The organism is Bowmanella denitrificans, assembly GCF_002887595.1.
GTDB lineage: Bacteria > Pseudomonadota > Gammaproteobacteria > Enterobacterales > Alteromonadaceae > Bowmanella > Bowmanella denitrificans.
In genome coordinates, this window is record NZ_PEBU01000004.1 from 341,036 (window position 1) to 357,884 (window position 16,849).

The window sequence follows — 16,849 nt, forward strand, 5'->3', positions numbered from 1 at the left end:
TAAAGTCGGCTTTTTTATAAAAGGAATATCAATGAAGCATTGGTTGCTGTTGTTATGCTGCTTGTCGTCACTATGTCAGGCCGATGGTGCCGTATGGCGGGTGTCAAAAGCCGGGAGCCAACTGTATTTGGGCGGCACCCTGCATTTACTGAGTAAGGCCGACTATCCGCTGCCAGACGGTTTTGACCAGGCCTATCAAAACGCCGCTAAAGTGGTGCTGGAAACCGATATCCGTTTGATGCAGGAACCGGCCTTTATGCAACAGATAATGGCGCTGATGACTTTACCGGCCGGACAGAGTCTGGCAGACAAATTGTCCCCTGCCACATTCACCAAACTGCATGATTATTTACAGGCCCACGGCATGCAGGCAAAACCGCTGATGGGTTATAAAGCTGCCATGCTGGCGCTGATCCTGACCAAACTGGAAATGCAAAAGCTGGGGCTGGATCAGCTTGGCGTCGATTCCCATTATCTGCTTAAGGCGTCAGAAGATGGTAAGGCACTGGGTTTTTTGGAAACACCGGAGCAGCAGATGGGGTATCTGGCCGACATGGGCGCGGGGCAGGAAGACGAACTGGTGCTGTATACCCTGGAAGACATGCAAAGCCTGCCGGATATGCTGACCAAGCTGCGCCATGCCTGGCGTGAAGCGGATATTAAAGCGCTTGAGAAAGAGGGCATACAGCCTATGCTGGAAAGTCACCCGGCCTTATACACCAGCCTGCTGAAAGCCCGTAACGATAACTGGCTACCGCAACTGGTTAAGATGTTACAGGATAAAGAAGTGGAACTGGTACTGGTGGGAGCATTGCATCTGGTGGGCCCGGATGGTTTGCTGGCACAACTGGCAGCGCGGGGATACCAGCTCGAAAAACTCTGAAGGCTATTGTTAACTAACGAAAAAGCCTGAACCTAGTCAACCACTTCACTGGTCAGTGGCTGCTTTAGGGTAAAAGTGTCTGAGTGCTTTCGCTTTAGCCAAAATACCGTTAGTCTGGGTGTACAAGAACTATCCAGGTGACGGCCATGGCCAGTAAAACAGCACAACGGATTTTGTTTACCAGTCTGGAATTGTTCAATACCCATGGCGAGTCTGCGGTGACCAGCGTAGATATCGCCATGGAGTTGGATATCAGTCCGGGCAATCTTTATTACCATTTTAAAGGCAAGGAAGTGATTGTCCTGGCCTTGTTTGAGTTATACCGGGAGCAAATGCATCCCCTGCTTATTGCTCCGCAGCAGACACTGGAGCTGGACGAGTTTTTCTACTTCTTGCATTTGCTGCTGGACGTCAATCTGACCTTTCGCTTTCTGTACCGTAATCCGGTTGATTTACTGGAAAAATACCCTGGATTGGTTAAGCCATTTCGTTTGCTGCTTAAGCAGCAAGACCAGCTTTTAGAAGACTGTCTGAATCAGTTTATTGGGCAGGGGCTGCTTAGTCTTGAACCTTCCGACGTGCCGCTGATGTTGCAGCAACTGGGGTTGGTATTCAGCCAGGCTGGCAACTATGCTCTGTTAAAAGCGCAGGAGCTGGACGCTCAGGCTTTTGAGCAGCAGTGTATGAGCAATATGTTGTTTCTACTTAGACCTTATATGCAGATCGAACCGGGCGCATGGCAAGATTTACAGCAGACCGTGCGTAGCGGGCAACGGGAACAGAACAGGGAGCATGCAGAGTGACGCGAAAGATTAGTTTTCTTGACCGGGCGTTTTGGATAACAGAATCCGACAGTAACCCTAAACATGTAGCCTGTCTGCAATTGCTTGAATTACCCGCAGGGGCCGGCGAAGACTATCTGCCTAATCTGGCCGAACAGTTTCGTCGTTTTGATAAGCCGTCCAGCCCGTTTAATACCATAGTTGAACAGATGCTGGGTTTTCCACTGCGACTGGTGACCGTGCGGGAGCTGGATATGCAGTATCATGTGCAACTGCATATTATCGATGATGTGGGTGACAAGGCCGGCTTAAACCGCTTTGTTGCCAAATTACATGAGCCTCGTCTGGACAGAGACAAGCCCCTTTGGCAGTACCATCTGATTCAAAGCCGGCAGGGCGGGCATTTCGCCATTTATGTGAAAATTCACCATATGTATGGTGATGGTGCCGCGTTGATCCGCTGGTTTCAGGCTGGTTACCGGGAACAACCTGATATCGATGGCTTTACTCCGGTTTGGGCGCTGCCGCAACCTTTTCGCCAGCGCCGTCCCAAGCACTGGCTGTCTGGACTGATATCCAGTGCCTGGCATTTTCTGCGCACCGTGGTGGACCTGTTTTGGATCCTGTTTCGTTTGCTTGTAAAGCTGGTGCGTATTAATGATCACTATATGCCTATTCCGTTTTCCGGCACACGTACGGTGCTGACCGGCCAGGTCAAGCCAGGCAGGGTAGTGGCGGTGGCGGATTTAGACTTTACCCGTGTGCAGGCGCTGTCGAAGCGCATGCGTGCGTCGGCCAATGAAATTTTACTCTGTTGTTTCGACATCGGCGTGCATCGTTTTTTAAAGGACTACGGCCACCATAGCTTTAAAAAGGCGCTGTATACCAATATGCCGATTAACCTGCGTAAGCCGGGTGAGCAGACCGGTGGCAATAAGATAGCTATAGTGCCGGTCAAACTGGCGCACGGTGAAATGGACCCCTACCTGCGTTTGCGGCAGATTATTGAAAACCACCGCATCGTTAAAAATGCGGCGAAACGCTCAGAGCCAGGCGCTTTTAGCTACTACACCATCTTGATTCAGGCGGTGGCGCTGGTGGTGGAGTTGCTGCATTTGTCGGATTGGTTTAAGCCCATCGCCAATATCCTTATTTCCAATGTGCCAGGGCCAAGCCAGACCCGCTATTTGCGCGATGCCAAACTGCTGGCGGCTTATCCTATTTCCACTATTACGCCGGGGGGCGGGGTGAATATCACCTTGCTGACCTATGGCCAGACCGCCAACATTGGTCTTGTGTGTTGCAACACCCATATCAGCTCGCTGGACAGCATGGCTCATTATTTTGTGGAAGCCTTTGAAATGCTGGATAAATGTGCCGACGACCCAAGCCTGAATATTGAAGATATTGGTGAGTGGGTGGATGATGAGGTAAAGTCCATTGTCGACGATGAGCTGAAACATGCTCAGGACGAAGCCCTTGATAAAGAACTTGCCCGCGAACCAATGGTGCACTAATGAAGTTGTTGAATGGTATTTTTCCTTTACTGGTTTTAAGTGGTTGTGCATCGGTGGAATCGGTGCCTGGCGCAGATGCTGTCGTGTTGCTGGAAAAGCATCAGCTTGCTGACTGTCAGCGCCTGGGCAGTGCCAATGCGCAGGTGCTGGATAGAATCGCCTTTGTCGAGCGAGACCAGGAAAAAATGGCCGCCGAACTGTTAAAGCTGGGCCAGAATGAAGCGGTAAAACTGGGTGGTAACGCCCTGACGGTGGACAGTGACATTCAACATGGCAGCCGCCGTTTTGTGGTATATCGCTGTCAGCGGTGAAACAAAAACACTAACTGCCCGTTCTGCACTTGCACCTCTTTGCCCAGGCGGGCAAACAGCCGTTCATCGGGCAGGTGTTCATCCAACTGATAATCCAGTTCGCCACTGGTCACCAGATCCAGCAACTGCTTTTCAATTTGCCCTTTGTGGTAATCCAATACTCTTTGCTTGCCGCCGCTAACATAAAGGTCCAGATAGGCGGCGGCGTCTTTATACAAGCCACCACTGAATACATCCAACGAAGCATTGACCCAACCTGAAATAGAGTCTGGCAGCAGGCGGGCCAGAATATCTCTGCTACTTTTAATCACCAGATAGTCATCCTGCAGTAGTTGGATTGTATCCAGGCTGACCTGCATGGGGCGAATAGTGGCACTTTGCTTAAGAAAGTGCGGCTTTCCCTGCACCGTGGCCAGTATATGTGCCTGGTAAATTCTGACCCCGCGCATCTCCACCTTGAATTCGCAGAGTAACGCCATCTGCATTTTGTTGTCTGGCAGGCTGAGCTCCACACTCAATACGTTCAGCACGCCATTGCCGCCAGGGATCGCCAGGTTTAACTGAATTGGCAGATTGGGCACCAGCAGGGCACTAACTTCGTCCACCGACATACTGAACTGACGCAGTCTGCCAAAGCGTACCAACCAAGCGTAAAGCCAGTACTTGGCACGTTGCAGGAGCTTGTCAGATGTCAGCACAGCATTTCCTCTCTGGGCATTGTTGCAACTTACTGTTATCAAAGAAAAAACACTATATAAAACTAGCATTTGGCGGTTTTATCAACAATAGTTGATAGGCATAAACAAACAGCCTTCCGTTCAAGGCTATTCAGGATGGCTGACAACAACAGGGGTAGCAAGCAGATATGTTCATTCCAAGTATTCTTCTAAAACAACTATATAACAGAGGCAGTTTAACCAATATGGGCAGCGGAGTGCGTTTCTCCCTGAAAAACCGCCTTAAGGATGCCATCGTCCAGGAAGTTAGCGAGATACGCATAGGCGGTAAGGAAGTACCCAGGGATAAGATTTTTCTGCAACTGGCTGATGGGCAGACCTTACCGCTGGCAGAATTTAACAGCATGGGCAGCCATGACTTTCCGCTCAAGAGTTCGTTGTTTGTACATATCGAGCAATGCCAGCCACTGCCACAGCAAAAACACAAAATACTGGTGAGCTTTAAAGCCTCACCCTTTGGTACATTGAAACTGGAAGTGGAAGATGTGGTGACCGAAAACAAGGTGGACCATAACAAAGTTCCCCGCTCGGACACTGATGATTACGGCGAGGAGATTATTCAGGCTCGACAGCGCTTTTTTGAACAATTCAGTGATGCCAAAATCAATCATGTGGGCAAGTACAGCATCGACCCCCATAGTCTGCAGGGCAATATTGAACATTTTATTGGTGTGGCGCAGGTGCCTATCGGCATTGCCGGGCCATTCCGTATTAATGGCGAACACGCTCAGGGCGACTTTATGGTGCCATTGGCCACTACCGAAGGCACGCTGGTGGCCTCGTATAACCGTGGCATGAAGCTGTTTAATATGAGTGGTGGAGTGAAAAGTACCGTGGTGGACGATGCCATGCAGCGGGCACCGGTATTTGTGTTTGATGACGCCAGAGGAGCGCGGGATTTTGTGCAGTGGATCAGGGAAAATCTCGACAGTATTCGTCATGAAGCCGAAGCCACCTCATCGGTTGCCAAGTTGACTTACATTGACCATTTTCTGTCGAATAAATTTGCTTTCCTGCGCTTTAACTTCCGCACTGGTGACGCAGCCGGACAGAATATGGTCGGCAGAGCCACTTTTGCCGCCTGTGGTTGGATCCTCGATCACTATAAAGGCATTCGCAATTTTTATCTGGAGTCCAACTTCGCTACCGACAAGAAAGCCTCGCAAATTAATATTATGCGCACCCGAGGTAAGCGGGTGGTCAGTGAAATCACCATAAAACGTGAACATTTACTGCAGGTGATGCGGGTTGAGCCCAAACAAATTGATTACCATGGTCGGGTGGCGGGTGTTGGCTCATTTCTGTCTGGGGTAAATAACACCGGCTTGCATTCTCCCAATGGCATCACTGCCATGTTTATTGCCACCGGGCAGGATGTGGCCAACGTATCTGAATCATCGGCCGGTATTCTCTACAGTGAGCTCACTGATGACGGCGATCTGTATCTGTCGCTGACCATTCCGTCGTTGATTGTGGCGACTTATGGCGGTGGCACCGGTATCGGCACACAAAGGGAATGTCTGGAATTAATGGATTGCTATGGCCGTGACCGGGTGTACAAGTTTGCCGAAATTGTCGGGGCGGTGGCGCTGGCCGGTGAAATTTCCCTGGCTTCGGCGATTTCCTCCGCCGATTGGGTATCATCCCACGAGCAGTATGGCCGCAACCGGTAACCTGCTGCGATTCAGGCACAAAATGCGGGCAGCCGGTCTCCTGGCTGCCCTTTCATCTTGCTGTCGCATTATGCATAAATAATGGACAAATCGTTATTAAAACCCCCTAACTTTCGGTGCGGGTGCTGAGAAATCTTTGGTAGACTCACTGGTACGATCAGTAATAACGCAGGTGGTCCGATGGCGCAGATAAGACATTTTGATTTTATTGTAGTTGGCGCAGGGTCTGCCGGTGCCGCGCTGGCAGCCAGATTGTCGGAAAATCCGGCCTGGCAGGTTTGCTTGCTGGAAGCCGGCAAGCCAGACACCAACCCCCTAATTCATATTCCTTTTGGCCTGGCACTGCTTAGCCGGTTTCGCTCTATCAACTGGAATTACACCACCGCGCCACAAAAGGAATTGCATAACCGCAGTCTTTACTGGCCAAGAGGCAAAACCCTGGGTGGCTCGAGCTCGGTTAATGCTATGTGTTACATTCGCGGTGCCATGCAAGATTACGACAATTGGCAGGCGCAGGGAGCGGATGGCTGGGACTGGCAGTCGGTACTGCCATATTTTAAAAAAGCCGAAGACCAGGCCATGGGCGAAGATGAATTCCACGCGGTGGGCGGCCCCTTGTCGGTGAGTAACCTGCGCCATGTCAGCAGGCTGTCGCAGGATTTTGTGGCGGCCGGTCAGACGGCTGGTTTTGAACATCTGGCGGATTTTAACCGGGATCAGCGCCAGGGCGTGGGGTTTTATCAGGTGACGCAGCGCGAAGGGCAGCGCTGTTCTGCAGCCAAAGCCTATTTAAGCCAGGCTAAATCACGCAGCAATCTGCATATTGTTACCTCGGGCCAGGTTAATCGCTTACTTATTGAGAATGGTCGGGCGCTAGGAGTGGAATTTGTGCAGCAGGGCCAGGTTCAGCATTGGCTTGCAGATAAAGAAGTGCTGCTCAGTGCCGGTGCGATTAACTCACCACAGATTTTAATGTTGTCTGGTATTGGGCCCGCAGCACATCTGGCATCAAAGGGAATTAACGTTCTGCATGATTTACCCGGCGTGGGCGAAAACCTGCAGGACCATTTGGATGCCATAGTGCAATGCAAGAGCAGAAAAGTGGCTGGCTACGGCGTCGCACCAGGCGCGGTGCCCGGTTATACCCAGGGAGTGTGGCAATATCTGATGCGGCGCAGCGGCATGGGTTCGAGCAATATTGCTGAAGCGGGCGGCTTTGTCAGCAGCAGTTTGTCCAAGGGGATACCCGATCTGCAGTTTCACTTTATTCCAGCCATATTGCAGGATCACGGTCGCAGCCTGGTGTGGGGCTACGGCTATGGGTTACACGTTTGTTATCTGTATCCTAAAAGTCGCGGCACGATTCGTTTGCAGTCGGCCGACCCCGCGCAATCACCATTGATGGACCCCAACTATCTGAGCCATGAAGATGACCGACAGGCAATGTTGGACGGTGTTCGGCTGGCGCGCGAAATATTGTCACAACCTGCTTTTAGTCAGTACCAGCCAAAAGAATGGTTGCCTGGTGCAGACAAACAAACAGACCAGGATTTGCTGGAATTTATCCGTGCTAAGGCGGAAACCATTTATCACCCGGTAGGCACTTGTAAGATGGGGCAGGCTGATGATGCTATGGCAGTGGTGTGCCCGGCACTTAAGGTCAGAGGATTAAGTGGCCTGCGCGTGGTGGACGCGTCTGTTATGCCAAGTCTGATAGGTGGTAATACGAATGCGCCTGCCATCATGATTGCCGAAAAGGCCGCCGATTTGATTAAAGCGGAACATCAACCAGGCTAGTCCCGCTGATCTCAACCTGATGCACATAGGCTAGAATTTGAATTTTGCTCGGCAAAGAGTACAATCCTGCCAAACAGGTCTGACCACTAAAAGGAAACAGAATGCCAGGTAACCCATCCTCTGTCACCCGCAGCGTGACCACGCGCAGCGGAGATCGTATTGCCATTGTGGCAGGTCTTCGCACTCCCTTTGCAAAAATGGCCACTTACTTCCACGGCGTACCGGCTGTGGATTTGGGTAAAATGGTGGTCAATGAAATGCTGGTTCGCAATAACCTGGACCCCAAGCTGGTGGAACAACTGGTGTATGGCCAGGTCGTGCAAATGCCGGAAGCGCCCAATATTGCCCGGGAAATTGTACTGGGAACGGGCATGAACGTGCATACAGATGCCTACAGTGTATCCCGTGCATGTGCCACCAGTTTTCAGGCAGCAGTAAATATTGCTGAATCTATGATGGCAGGCACTATTGAAGTGGGTATTGCCGGTGGGGCAGATTCCACCTCGGTATCTCCCATTGGGGTATCCAAAAATCTGGCCCGTGCACTGGTCGACCTACAAAAAACCAAAACCTTCGGGCAGAAGTGGAATGTGATTAAGCGCCTCGGCTTTAAAGATCTGTTGCCGGTGCCACCTGCGGTGGCCGAATATTCCACCGGCCTGTCCATGGGCGATACGGCGGAACAAATGGCTAAGAGTCATCAAATCAGCCGGGAAGACCAGGATGCGCTGGCGCACCGCTCGCATAGCAATGCGGCAAAAAGCTGGCAGGAAGGCAAACTTAGCGGTGAGGTGATGACCGCCTATGCCGAACCATACAAAGGGGCGCTGGAGCAGGACAACAACATCCGCTTTGATTCTAAACTGGAAGGGTATGCCAAGTTGCGTCCGGTATTTGACCGTAAATACGGTACGGTAACAGCCGCCAATGCCACGCCTTTAACCGACGGTGCCTCTGCGGTACTAATGATGACCGAAAGTCGTGCCAAGGCCCTCGGCTACACGCCGCTTGGCTATATTCGCAGTTACGCCTTTGCTGCCATTGATGTCTGGGAAGATATGCTGATGGGCCCGTCTTATGCTACCCCCATAGCGCTGGACAGAGCCGGTATGACGCTAAGTGATTTAACCCTGATTGAAATGCATGAAGCTTTCGCTGCTCAGACCCTGGCCAATCTGAAAATGTTTGCCAGTGCTGACTTCGCCAAACAAAAGTTAGGCCGCGATAAGGCGATAGGCGAGATGGATATGGATAAGTTTAATGTGATGGGCAGTTCCATTGCCTATGGTCATCCATTTGCTGCCACCGGCACACGTATGATCACCCAGATGCTGAATGAGCTGAATCGCCGAGGTGGTGGAACCGGGCTGGTTACCGCTTGTGCCGCCGGTGGTTTGGGCGCCGCCATGATCCTGGAAACAGAATAAGGAGAACAATATGACAGAATTGACCAGCGCATTTTCCCTGAGTCGCAGGGATGACGGTATCGCTATTCTGACCATGGACGTGCCAGGCGAGAGCATGAATACCCTCAAGGCGGAGTTTGCCGAGCAAATTGCCGCGCAGTTGGATGAGATTGAGAAAGATACCACCATCAAAGGCTTGGTATTAGCCAGTGGTAAACCCAGCTCGTTTGTGGCGGGTGCGGATATCAGTATGCTGGCCGCCTGCCAATCTGCAGATGACGCAGAAGCTTTGTCCCGTGCCGGGCAGCAAATGTTTAAGCGTATCGAAGATATGAAGATTCCGGTGGTCGCGGCGATTCACGGCCCGGCTCTGGGCGGTGGACTGGAATTGGCACTGTGCTGTCACTACCGGATTTGTAGTCTGGATGACAAAACCGTGATGGGTTTGCCGGAAGTGCAGTTAGGTTTATTGCCCGGTAGTGGCGGTACGCAGCGTCTGCCAAAACTGATTGGTATCCAAAAAGCCATGACGATGATGCTGACGGGCAAGCAACTGCGCGCCAAGCAGGCCAAGAAAGACGGTCTGGTAGACGACGCTGTGCCCTTGTCTATTCTGCTTGATGTGGCCATTCAATTTGCTAAAAAGCACAAACCCAAGCGCCAGCCACCCAAGTTGAACCTGGTAGGGCAGGCCTTGGAGCGTACGCCCTTTGGCCGTAATTTCCTGTTTAACCAGGCGCGTAAACAGACCCGCAGCAAAACCCGCGGTAACTATCCGGCACCAGAGCGCATTATCGATTGTATTGAAGCCGGGGTTAACACCAGCCGCGGCTATGAGCTGGAGGCCCGCCATTTTGGTCATCTGGTGATGACGCCGGAGTCAAAACAGCTACGTAATATTTTCTTCGCTACCACCGAAATGAAAAAAGAAACCGGTGTAGAAGGGGTTAAACCAGCCAAAGTGCAGAAAACCGCGGTATTGGGCGGTGGCCTGATGGGCGGCGGTATCGCTTTTGTAACCAGCAGTAAAGCCGGTCTGCCGGTACGAATCAAAGATATTCGCAGCGAAGGGATCGCGAACGCCATGAAATACAGCTATGACCTGCTGATCAAGAAGGTTAAGCGCCGTTTTATGCGTAAATCCGAGATGCAGAAACAACTTTCGCTGCTGACCGGCAGTACGGATTATTCCGGCTTTGCCGATGTGGATGTGGTGATTGAGGCGGTGTTTGAGGATCTTAAGCTTAAACAACAGACGGTGGCGGACATAGAGGCCAATGCTAAAAAAGACACGATCTTTGCCACCAACACATCATCCATTCCAATTGGACAGATAGCCGAACAGGCAGCACGTCCGGAACAGGTGATTGGCCTGCACTATTTCTCACCGGTGGATAAAATGCCGCTGGCTGAGGTGATACCCCATGCTGGCACATCTGCTGAGACTATTTCCACCACGGTGGATTTGGCCCGTAAACAGGGTAAAACCCCGATAGTGGTGAAAGACGGTGCAGGATTTTATGTTAACCGTATTTTGGCTCCCTATATGAATGAAGCGGCCTGTGTGCTGCTGGCCGGCGAGTCCATTGAGCAAATAGACCAGGCCTTGCTGAATTTTGGTTTTCCGGTCGGCCCCATGAAGTTGCTGGATGAGGTGGGCATTGATATCGGTGCTAAGATTGCGCCTATTCTGGTGGCGGAACTGGGGGAGCGTTTTCGTGCCCCGGATGCCTTCGACAAACTGCTGGCAGATGATCGCAAAGGCAAGAAAAACAAGCGTGGCCTGTACAAGTACAGCGGTAAAAAACCTGGTAAAGAGGTGGATGACAGCGTTTATTCTTTGCTGGGGATCAGCCCGTCGCAGAAATTCAGCCATGACCAGATTGCCGAGCGCTGCGCACTGCTGATGCTGAATGAAGCGGCACTTTGTCTGGCCGAGCAGGTTATTCGTAGCCCCAGGGACGGTGATATCGGCGCTATCTTTGGTATTGGCTTCCCGCCATTCCTCGGTGGCCCATTCCGCTATATGGACAGCCTGGGCATCAACCATGTGGTGGCCAGATTGGAACATTACCAGGGATTGTACGGGGATAAATTCAGCCCCGCGCCATTACTTAAAGAAATGGCAGAGCAACAAAAATCCTTTTATGCCTGATAGAAGAAGCCCGCAAATGCGGGCTTTTTAATTTATGCACTAATTATTCAGCAGTAATAAAGAACTCAAAATTATTATTTATGCGATAGAACGGAATAATTAATCATATTGTCATATTTCTCGGCTAGTGCAGATTGAAATTTATCCAGCTTGATTTTCAATCGCTTTGGTTAGCGTGGTGTAAAATCTGTTTTTATTATGTTGCCCAGTCTTTTCAAAGCCACGTTTTTACTGCTGTTCGTCGGTTCTGCTGTTGACCCGATTAAGGCTTGCTGCTTATTATCCGCGCCCCCTGAAAAGGGAACGAAAGAGTAAATAAAACTGCGTAAGCAGTGAAAAAATATTCACCCTCAAGTGGTAAAGTGGGAAGCACAATCAATGTATTTAAACTCTAAAGTATCCAATGCCGTGCGTTATGCGCTGACGGCCACAACATTTTTTGGATTTTCGGCACATTCCGTTGCCCAGGATAATACTGACCAAGCCGTTGCTGTTGAGAAAATTCAGGTAACTGGCTCCCGAATTCTTCGTGAAGGCGCCATTGCGCCTTCTCCTGTTACCGTGATTTCTGGCGCGGATCTGGTTGAAACCGGCGCCATGAACATTGGTGAAGTGCTTAACGAACTGCCTTCACTGGCGGCCACCTTTTCACTGGGTAACTCCGGTCGCTCTATCGGCACCGCCGGCCTGAGCATTCTGGATTTACGCGGTATGGGTACTTCGCGCACCCTGGTACTGGTTGATGGTCGTCGCCATGTGGCCAGCAGCGCCGGTAGCGCATCGGTTGACACTAACACTATCCCCACCGCCTGGTTAGACTCGGTAGAAATTATTACCGGCGGTGCCTCCGCCGTATATGGTGCAGATGCGGTAACTGGTGTGGTGAATTTCCGTCTGAAGAAAAACATCACCGGAGTGGACTTCTCTGCCACTAAAGGTAAAGGCGAAGAAGGTCCCTATAAGAACGACAAAGTGTCGTTGTCTTTTGGTCAGGACTTTGCCGATGGTCGCGGTAATATCGCCTTTGCTGCCGAATACGCCAGCCAGGACGGTATGAACGCCAATGATCGCGATCAAACCCGCACCCCCTATATGTCGGTGCGTAACCCCGCCAGTAAAGATGCCCGTGATGAAAATGGCGTATTTGTGCATGACGGTATCGCCGACAACATTACTTTGTATAACACCGGCTGGCTGGATAACCTGCCAGGTGGCAATACCTACGTGGACGGTAATTGGTATGCCTTTGATCCAGACGGTTCGGTGCGTCTGCAGAATGTAGGGCAACTGGACAGCACAGGATACAAGTGCACCGACTGCGAATTTTTGAACCTGACCCGTTATGTTGAGCTGCAGCCGACTTTCGATCGCATGAACCTGAATACCAAAGGGACTTTTGAGGTATCTGAAGCACTGAATCTGTTTGCCGAGGCCAAATATGTGCGTACCCGTGGTCAGTCTATCGGCCAGCCAGCGTTTTATGATGCAACTAATGCTCCGGTAGTTATTCAGCGTGACAATGCCTTTATTCACCAGAGCCTGGCGACCCTGATGGATGCCAATAACCTGGATAGCATTGAACTGAACCGTTTCCTGGAAGATGCTGGCCGTCGTACCGAAGACAACACCCGTTCCACTAAGCGTTTTGTGTTGGGCGCTGATGGCGTGTTTGGTGATGACTGGGCGTATGAAGCCTATGGCTTGTTTGGTGAAACCCGTCTTAAGCAGTGGAACCGCAATAACCTGGTGCGCGATAACTTTGACAAAGCCACCGACGCTATTCGCCTGAGCAGCGGTGAAATAGTGTGTCGTGACGAAGCGGCCCGCGCCAAAGGCTGTGTACCTGTCAGTTTGTTCGGTGACGGCAGTATCAGTGAAGAAGGGCGTAACTGGATCAATACCACGTCCTTTGGTCACAGCACCATTCGCCAGACAGTGTTTAACGCCAGTGTAAACAATAGCGCCCTGTTTGAACTGCCTGCCGGATTTATGGGTTTCTCCGCCGGTGTTGAATACCGCAAAGAAGAAAGCGAAACCGTACCGGATGCCTTTGCCTCCACGGGTGCGACTTTCTTTAACGCGTTCCAATATTCGAAAGGCGATTTTAACGTCAAGGAAGTGTTTGCGGAAATCTCTGCACCGCTGTTGACTGACTTGCCCTTTGTGGATGAACTGTTGTTTGACGCTGCAGTGCGTTACGCCGATTACAGCACTATTGGTTCTGCCACCAGTTGGAAGGCCGGTTTGGACTGGACCATTACCTCTGAGCTGCGCATGCGCGCTACCTACTCTGAAGCACTGCGGGCGCCCAATATCGAGGAGTTATATGGTCCACAGGACCAAACCTTCTTCCGTAATATTGACGACCCTTGTGCTCTGGATAACAAGCAAACAGCCACCCGTGTTGCCAACTGTAAAGCACTGGGTATTGCTGAAGACTTTGTTCTCAATGATCCGGGTGCCAGCGTAGAAGGCTTAACTGGCGGTAACCCAAATCTGAATGCAGAGGAGTCGCAAAGCTACACTGTAGGTCTGGTATATCAACCTGAGTTTGTTCAGGGCCTGAGCCTGACCCTGGATTACTGGTCCATTGAAATTGACGATGCCATTGATGCTGTGAAGGCACAGGACATCCTGAATAAGTGTGTGGACTCTGCCAGTGGTTTGAACAACCAGTTCTGTAGCCTGATTAAGCGCGATCCGAACACCAAGCAGTTGGACCTGATCACCACTATCTACCAGAATGTGGCTGCACAAACCGCTAAGGGTGTGGACTTTGAGCTGGGCTATGATGTCGACGTATTCGGTGGCCGCTTAAACTCCAAACTGGTGGGTACTTACCTGGAATCCCGTCGTACCTATTCATTCCAGGACGCCCCTGGTGAATTTGAAGAGGAAGCAGGCACAGAAGGTGATGCCCAGTGGCAGGCTAACCTAAGTCTGAAATACAGCCTTGGTGAGTGGTCAGCTTCCTGGCGCACCCTGTATGTGGATGCGGTATCCCGCTACTCAGAGCAGGACCTGGCTATCAACCCGGATCCGAGCGATAACATGGGCTATGGCAGTTACTTCCTGAGTAACGCCCAGGTTGCCTACCAGTTTGACAACGGCATTAAACTGGCCGTGGGTATCGACAACCTGTTTGACCGCAACCTACCTAGCTTTACCCGTGGTACAACAGAGTTTACCGGCCTGTATAACAATATTGGCCGCATGTACTTCACTACGGCGTCATACAAGTTCTGATAAGCACTTTATTGAACCGATAAACCGGCTGGTATCAGCCGGTGACGTCAAACTGCTGTAAAGCAGCACTATCCAGATGAAAATCCGATGCTATCTGCCATCGGATTTTTTTTGCTTGTTCATCGCATTTCGATTTTTAGCAACAGGTCGTTGGGGTGTGAATTTACTTTACTCTTCATCGCTATTACCATTGTCAATCTTATTCATTCGCATTTGTATATGTAGTTTTGTTCACTAAGGCGATTAAGTGTTGAAACCTTCAATTCTGGTCATTGAAGATGATCTTACGTTGAATGCCTATTTGCGTGATCTGCTGGTCAAAGCGGGCTACCAAACTGAGCAGTGCTTTGATGGAGAAGCTGGTCTACACAGCGCGAAAAAGCAGCAGTGCCAGTTGATTGTACTGGATCGAATGTTGCCCGGATTAGACGGTGTCTCGCTGTTAAAAGCCCTGCGCGAAACCAGCCAGGTTCCGGTCATTATGCTGTCAGCAAAGGGAGCCGAAGAAGAACGGATCTTAGGTTTAACCCATGGGGCAGACGACTACGTCAGCAAGCCGTTTAATTCCCATGAACTACTTTTAAGAATAGAAAGCCTGCTGAGACGCTACCTGAACAATAGCCGTCCAATCCGGCAATATGAGATAAGCGTTGATGGTTTAACCTTAAATTCCACCAATCAAACAATCCACGTACACAACCAGGAAATAGAGTTTACCGCGATTCAGTTTAAGCTGCTGTGGGAATTAGTTTCTCAGCCTCATGATGTTGTAGCAAAAAATGAATTGTATCAATCAGTTCTGAATAAAAAAATGGCTGCTTATGATCGCAGCTTAGATATGCATCTGAGTCGGGTCAGAAGAAAACTCAATGAAGCAAACTGGCCGGGTGAAAGGCTACAAACTGTGCATGGCAAAGGATACTGCTTCAAATGAAAAGAACGCTGTTTTGGAAGTTTTTTGTGGTTCTGGCGACCGGTACGGTCGCCTTTTTTTACCTGCTGCATATATTAACCATTAAAACCGAAGAGAATATGAGTTTTATTGCAGAAAAGGATAAACAAGAATTACAGTCCTGGGGAGCGCAAGCCGAAGCCTTTATTTTATCCAAACAGTTTGACGCATTAGATGCTTGGCTAACTGAGATAAAGAACAAAGAAAATACCTGGTTGTCGATAGCCAGTTTTGAAGCCTTACATATTGCCGGTGAGAATTTTGATAAGGATTTTGTCGGTAGTTATCATTTTGGTCGAAGTGTTGACTGGAAAATCCATTTGTACTTTGCTGAAAATCCGGTCATGGAATTGCCGTTTACAACATTAAATGCCAGTTTGCTGGTAAAACTTCCTGAGCGGATGCGGCCCGGTACATATTGGTCAACCGCCAGATTTGTGATGCAAATTATGCTGCCAATGACGGTGCTGGCCTTGTTATCTTTTGTTTTATATCGTCATATTATGAGCCCTCTGCAGCGTCTCGACAAAGCCACTAAAGAGTTTAGCATGGGCAATTTTGAGGCCAGGGTTGGGAAATATTTAGGCAACCGCGACGATGAGTTGTCCCATCTGGCTGATACCTTCGACCAGATGGCTTGCCGCATCGGCGAGTTGATTGCCAGTCAGCGCCAACTGATTTCGGATTTATCCCACGAACTAAGAACTCCTCTGACTCGTCTGGATATTGCGGTCAGCGGCTTTGACAATGCGAATAGTCAACAACATCTGATGCGTATCGGGCGTGAATCCCAACACATTCGCAAACTGGTTGAAGACACCCTGACACTGGCCTGGCTGGATAACGAAAAACCCGTACTCCAGCAGGAACAGCTCGATTTGGTGGACCTGTTGGATGTATTGATTGAAGACGCCAAGTTCGAGTTTCCCGACCGTCATATTCATCTGGATTCCCCCGTCAATGCCATAGTGCAAAACAGCAGTCACCGGGCATTATGTCTGGCCATAGAGAATGTCATCCGCAATGCCCTGCGTTATACCCCGCCCGGCAAAGTTGTGCACATTGCGCTGAATCAGGGGCAGGATAATTTTTGTATCCTGGTGAGCGATCAGGGGCCGGGCATCCCGGAGCAATATCTGCAAAAGGTGTTTGAGCCTTTCTTCAGAGTGGACGATGCGCGTCAGGGTGACAACCATAGTTTTGGACTTGGCCTGGCACTGGCAAAGCGCCATCTGGCCAGTGTCAGAGCAAGCATCCACGCTGAGAACCGGGCCGGGGGCGGATTGCAGGTGGTGATTCGCATTCCTGCTGTATAGAGCTGAGTTTCAACGGAGTCTATATTCAAGAGATGGCCAGCCTTGATAGATCACGACAATATGTAACAAATGTA

The 16,849-nt window shown here is 50.4% G+C and carries 12 protein-coding genes; 11 read left to right on the forward strand and 1 reads right to left on the reverse strand.

Annotation, left to right across the window (positions count from 1 at the left end):
• Positions 1-31 precede the first annotated feature (31 nt).
• From CSR04_RS10550 to CSR04_RS10565, 4 genes are all read left to right on the forward strand, one after another.
• A complete protein-coding gene (locus CSR04_RS10550) occupies positions 32-883 on the forward strand; it encodes a TraB/GumN family protein (protein ID WP_102796247.1) in 852 nt (283 codons plus the stop codon).
• A gap of 146 nt (positions 884-1,029) precedes the next feature.
• Positions 1,030-1,686, forward strand: a complete 657-nt coding sequence (locus tag CSR04_RS10555) for a TetR/AcrR family transcriptional regulator (RefSeq protein WP_102796248.1) — start codon at positions 1,030-1,032, stop codon at positions 1,684-1,686.
• A complete protein-coding gene (locus CSR04_RS10560; RefSeq protein WP_102796249.1) occupies positions 1,683-3,182 on the forward strand; it encodes a wax ester/triacylglycerol synthase domain-containing protein in 1,500 nt (499 codons plus the stop codon). The genes CSR04_RS10555 and CSR04_RS10560 overlap by 4 nt, the downstream gene beginning before the upstream one ends.
• The gene (locus CSR04_RS10565; protein WP_102796250.1) at positions 3,182-3,493 is read left to right on the forward strand and encodes a DUF4156 domain-containing protein; all 312 of its coding nucleotides are present in this window, start codon (positions 3,182-3,184) and stop codon (positions 3,491-3,493) included. Before CSR04_RS10560 ends, CSR04_RS10565 begins: the two co-directional genes overlap by 1 nt.
• Here the strand turns inward: CSR04_RS10565 and CSR04_RS10570 are convergent.
• Positions 3,484-4,191, reverse strand: coding sequence for a hypothetical protein (locus CSR04_RS10570; protein ID WP_102796251.1), 708 nt, complete (start codon positions 4,189-4,191; stop codon positions 3,484-3,486). The two genes, CSR04_RS10565 and CSR04_RS10570, sit on opposite strands and share 10 nt — an antisense overlap.
• A 167-nt stretch (positions 4,192-4,358) precedes the next feature.
• On the opposite strand from CSR04_RS10570, the gene CSR04_RS10575 reads away from it, so the two are divergent.
• The 7 genes from CSR04_RS10575 (at position 4,359) to CSR04_RS10605 (ending at position 16,775) form a co-directional block, all read left to right on the forward strand.
• Positions 4,359-5,903, forward strand: a complete 1,545-nt coding sequence (locus CSR04_RS10575) for a hydroxymethylglutaryl-CoA reductase (RefSeq protein WP_102796252.1) — start codon at positions 4,359-4,361, stop codon at positions 5,901-5,903.
• Between the two features lie 180 nt (positions 5,904-6,083).
• Entirely contained in the window at positions 6,084-7,700 is a 1,617-nt protein-coding gene (locus CSR04_RS10580; RefSeq protein WP_102796253.1) for a GMC family oxidoreductase, read from the forward strand.
• A gap of 101 nt (positions 7,701-7,801) precedes the next feature.
• Positions 7,802-9,127, forward strand: coding sequence for an acetyl-CoA C-acyltransferase FadI (gene fadI / locus CSR04_RS10585; RefSeq protein WP_102796254.1), 1,326 nt, complete (start codon positions 7,802-7,804; stop codon positions 9,125-9,127).
• A gap of 10 nt (positions 9,128-9,137) precedes the next feature.
• A complete protein-coding gene (fadJ, locus tag CSR04_RS10590; RefSeq protein WP_102796255.1) occupies positions 9,138-11,261 on the forward strand; it encodes a fatty acid oxidation complex subunit alpha FadJ in 2,124 nt (707 codons plus the stop codon).
• A gap of 378 nt (positions 11,262-11,639) precedes the next feature.
• On the forward strand, positions 11,640-14,507 hold the full coding sequence (locus CSR04_RS10595) for a TonB-dependent receptor plug domain-containing protein (RefSeq protein WP_102796256.1): 2,868 nt from the start codon (positions 11,640-11,642) through the stop codon (positions 14,505-14,507).
• Positions 14,508-14,754: 247 nt separating this feature from the next.
• A complete protein-coding gene (locus CSR04_RS10600; RefSeq protein WP_102796257.1) occupies positions 14,755-15,441 on the forward strand; it encodes a response regulator transcription factor in 687 nt (228 codons plus the stop codon).
• Positions 15,438-16,775: a histidine kinase sensor domain-containing protein gene (locus CSR04_RS10605; protein WP_102796258.1), complete on the forward strand. Its 1,338-nt coding sequence runs from the start codon at positions 15,438-15,440 to the stop codon at positions 16,773-16,775. Before CSR04_RS10600 ends, CSR04_RS10605 begins: the two co-directional genes overlap by 4 nt.
• Positions 16,776-16,849 lie beyond the last annotated feature (74 nt).